This window comes from Gemmata algarum (assembly GCF_034097035.1).
Lineage (GTDB): Bacteria > Planctomycetota > Planctomycetia > Gemmatales > Gemmataceae > Gemmata > Gemmata algarum.
Genome location: NZ_JAXBLV010000131.1, coordinates 1 through 510, shown reverse-complemented (window position 1 = coordinate 510; position 510 = coordinate 1). Strand labels below are relative to the sequence as shown.

The following is a 510-nucleotide window of genomic DNA, read 5'->3' as shown; positions in this document are numbered from 1 at the left end:
GCCTCGTCGACGGTCACCTGGCTCTTGAGCGTGTGCGTCTTCTTCTGGCCCGAGTAATACGCCCGCGGGCTCCGCTTGGGCCGCTGGGTCCGCTGCTCGAACGAGTCCACGATCACCGCCAACCCGGGGGTGTCCTGGAGCACCGCCGGGAGCCGCTTGCGGCGCGGGGCCCCCGGGTCCGGCATCCGCATGGTGTCCCGCCCGGCCTTGGCCAGCACCGGCACGCACCGGGTCCGGACCCGGCTGGCGGTCGAGTCGGACACCCCGAACAGGAACCCCAGCACCTCGTTGGTCGGGTACTGGCGGAGCCAGATCACTGCCAGCAGTAGCTGGTCCGCGATGCACAGGTCGAAGTGGTCGCCCCCACCCACGGCCCGCTGCCGATCCGGTCGCTCGAGGCCCTTGCGATGCGCCGCCTCGACCAACGGGACCAGGTCCCCGGCCAGCGCGTCGAACACGGCCACCGTCAGACCGGTCAGGTGCTCGAACACGACCCGGTGCTTCCGCAGG

1 protein-coding gene is annotated in these 510 nt (G+C 71.6%); it reads right to left on the bottom strand.

Annotated elements, in window-relative coordinates; all coding sequences use genetic code 11:
- The coding region (locus R5W23_RS11365) for a transposase family protein (RefSeq protein WP_320686418.1) at positions 1-509 on the bottom strand (509 nt) is incomplete at its 3' end.
- Between the last annotated feature and the right edge of the window lies 1 nt (position 510).